This window comes from Streptomyces sp. NPDC055254 (assembly GCF_053606025.1).
The window spans coordinates 1-3,188 of record NZ_JBSGQV010000058.1 but is presented as its reverse complement, the minus strand read 5'-3'; the positions used below and the strand labels follow the sequence as shown (position 1 = coordinate 3,188).

Annotated in this window: 3 protein-coding genes and 1 pseudogene; 2 read left to right on the top strand and 2 right to left on the bottom strand. The window is 72.9% G+C overall.

Going from position 1 to position 3,188, the window contains the following annotated elements; genetic code table 11:
* Window positions 1–138: 138 nt before the first annotated feature.
* Window positions 139–294, bottom strand: a complete 156-nt coding sequence (locus ACWFQ8_RS31725; protein WP_453789737.1) for a DUF6131 family protein — start codon at window positions 292–294, stop codon at window positions 139–141.
* A 241-nt stretch (window positions 295–535) separates the two neighbouring features.
* Here ACWFQ8_RS31725 and ACWFQ8_RS31720 point away from each other — a divergent pair, with 241 nt between their 5' ends.
* Window positions 536–766 carry a hypothetical protein gene (locus tag ACWFQ8_RS31720; RefSeq protein ID WP_453789736.1) on the top strand — a complete coding sequence of 77 codons (231 nt, stop codon included), beginning with the start codon at window positions 536–538 and terminating at the stop codon, window positions 764–766.
* Between the two features lie 18 nt (window positions 767–784).
* On the opposite strand, the gene ACWFQ8_RS31715 is transcribed toward ACWFQ8_RS31720, so the two are convergent.
* Window positions 785–1,825 (bottom strand): NAD-dependent epimerase/dehydratase family protein, encoded by a 1,041-nt coding sequence (locus ACWFQ8_RS31715; protein ID WP_453789735.1) that lies wholly within the window; start codon window positions 1,823–1,825, stop codon window positions 785–787.
* Window positions 1,826–2,482: 657 nt separating this feature from the next.
* Here ACWFQ8_RS31715 and tpg point away from each other — a divergent pair.
* A pseudogene (gene tpg, locus ACWFQ8_RS31710) lies at window positions 2,483–3,036 on the top strand (telomere-protecting terminal protein Tpg).
* Window positions 3,037–3,188 lie beyond the last annotated feature (152 nt).

Below are 3,188 nucleotides of genomic sequence, written 5' to 3'. Positions count from 1 at the left end.
GGGGGGGGGGGGCGTCCGGGCGCTTCGTGGGGGGGGGGGGGGGGGGGCGGGTGCTCTGTGTTGCTCTCGTCGTGGGGGGCGCGGGGGGGGGCCCGGCCTTACCCCCTCCCCCCGGGCCCCCCGCCGCGGTGCTACCGCTTACCAGTAGTGGCGTCGACCGCCGACCGCGTGTCCCACCGAGCCCAGGATCCACAGCACCGCTCCGACCACGAGCAGGATGATCCCGATGGTCCACAGGATGGAGATTCCGGTCAGGAATCCGATGAGCAGAAGGATGAGTCCGGCGATGATCATGGTGCCCCTCGTTCCTCTGGAGGAATTCGGCGGAACAGCGGGAACCGCCGCAGCGTCCGAGGCGCGCCTACCCGGGAATGCCCGTTCCTATCGCTCTCCCGTCGACGGAGTCGACGGAATTCGTCGTTCCGCCGGAGAGGGGTACGCGATCCGCAGGTCCTCCCGTACCCGCGTTTCGCGTGTCGGGGCACGGGCAGCCGCCCCGGAGAGGACCCTTGTGAGCACGAGGAGGCGGGCGGCCATGGACGAGCAGGGCGGCGCCGGAGGCGTACCTCCGCACGACGGGCACGACACCGGGCACACCGGTCACACCGGGCGGCGCACGACGCGGCCTGCGGGGGAACGGACGGCTGCGGCCGATACGGACGAGGCGAGCCGCTTGGACCGGCCGGAGCCGGCTCCGGATCCCGCCGAGGGGGACGAACGCCGGGTGGGCCCGCAGGACGAGGAAGAGCCGAAGCCCGAACCGTGAGCGGGTCCGCCGCCGGGCTCAGGCGGCGAGGGGCGCGGTGGGCATGCCGGCGGCTTCGCGCAGGCCCTCCAGGAACTCCTCGACGGCTTCCACCGCCGTGCGCGCGGGGTGCCAGTCGAGCTCCGCGCGCGCTCGGGAGGCGTCCATCAGCGGCAGGCGAAGGACGGCGTCGAAGAGGTCCGGGGACGCGGGGACCAGGTGGAGCCGCCAGGCCGCGGCCAGAGCCGCCCGGACGGGGGCCGTCGGTACGGGGAGCGGGCGGGCCCGCAGGATCCGGGCAAGGACCCGCGCGTCCAGTGCGGGTTCGGCCGCGAGGTTGAACGGCCCGCGAACGGGGCGGGTGACGGCCGACAGGAAGGCGGCCGCCGCGTCGTCCGTGTGCAGGGCCTGGAAGGTCAGTCCGTCCAGGTCGGGCACGACCGGAATCAGGCCGGGGCGCACGAGCCGTCCCGGCAGGAACCTCCCCGCGAAGATCCGCCGCTGTTCGGAGGCGGAGGTCCGCTTGAAGAGGAACGCCGGGCGCATGCGCACGACCCGGAGTGCGGGGTGGGACGGCTCGAAGGCGTCGAGGACGCGTTCCAGGTAGGCCTTCTCGCGGGTGTACGCGGCCTGCGGCCACCCGTGGGTGGGCCAGGACTCGTCGACCGCGCGGTCCTTGGGACCGGGCGAGTACGCGCCGACGGACGAGGCGTGGATCAGGGCGGGCACGCCCGCGGCGGCCGCGGCTTCGAAGACGCGCACGCTGCTCAGGACGTTGGTGCTCCACGTCTCCACGGGGCGGTGCGTCGGCTGGAACTTCCAGGCGAGGTGGATCACCGCGTCCGCACCGGTGAACAGCGGCACCAGGTCCGGGCCGTCCGGTTCGATGTCCGCGGCCGCCCAGGCCGTCTTGGCGGGACGCCAGTGCGGAACCCTGCGGGCGATGCCGAGCACCGAGGCGACGGCCGGGCTGTCGGCGCACGCCTGGACCACGCTGGTGCCGATGTTTCCGGTTGCTCCGACCACCACGACCCGCAGGTCGTCGGCGCCGGATTCCATGGGGCTGGGCCGGGTGGTCATGCGGACTCCCGTCGGTCGGACCGTTCTGGCTGCGGTCAGCGGGACCGGGCGCACCCGGCCGGAGGCCCGCGGGCGTGGCGCGCGGCGGGCGCCGACCGGTGTCGCCGGTACGGGGCGTCTGACCCGCTTCGCCGCCCGCAAACCCGCCGCACCCCGCCGCCCGGTCGAGGGGCGTGGACGCGCCGCGGGGGCGAGGGACGGACGAGGGATGGACGAGGGGTGTGGACGCCGTGTGGACGCGGGAGCGAGCCGAGCGGTACCCCGCGCCGACTGCCCCCGAGTCCGCGCCCGCCCCGGTTCCCGTACCCGCTCCGGCTGCAGTTCCGGAGGCGTTCACCGGCCCCGTGGAGCAACCCACCGAGCCTGCCCGGCACGCCACGGCCGCCATCGCCGCTGCACCGGATCCAGTCGCAAAGGCGCCGCTGGAGGCGGGCGGGCCGTCGGCGACGTCGCGCCGGCCGGCGAGGAAGGCCGCCGCGCAGTCGGCCGTCGACTCACGGTCCCGGGTGCCTTCCGCCTCGGGACGACGCCGGGCCTCGCCAAGGTCGAAGGCGTCCAGGAGATGGCGTGGGCCGTCGACCTCATGGAGAAGGGCCTCAACCCCGCCCGCCACATCAAGGGCGGCGACGCCGTCACGGACGAAGGAGAATAGGAACCGTGGGGGACATCGACGACGCCCTGGAACGCGCGGGCCGCGAGACCTTCACCCGGGAGCCGCCCAAGACGCTGAAAGGCCGCATCAACTTCCTGATGGGCAAGCTGAAGACCACCAGTCCCGTGGCCGCCGAGCTCGGCGTCAGCCAGCGCTCCATCGAGCGCTACCGCACCGGCGAACGCAAGACCCCGCCCAAGGCCATCACCGACCGCATCGACACGGCCGTGCGCGCACGCTGGCAGCCCAAGGTCCGCGACCGCCGCCGCAAAGAAGCAGCCACCCGCACCGGAATCACCGTCGAGACCCGCGCCCGCTTCGGATACACCGCACCCATCGACACCACCGACGACGGCCGCATGCGCCGCCTCACCGTCCACCTCCCCCGGCCTACACACAGCGCCTCTTCGACGCCCAGCAGCACGGCGCCCCAGACCCGGAACTGCGCGCGATCGTCGCCGAAGGCCTCCAGAACATCTACTTCAAAGACGGCGGCACCCGCGCCGACCACCTCGAAGTCAAATTCACCGACATCGACTACATCGACGTGTCGTTCTGAGAAGAGGCCGGCACGAGTTCCGTGAGCGGCGTATATCCCTCGACATTTGGCTGCTGACTAACGAGCTCGTGCATGGTTGGCGGTACGGCGCTGGATCGTGGTCCCTGATCATGTTGGTGTGGTGGGGAACGGGTCTCGTGCAGCGATCATCA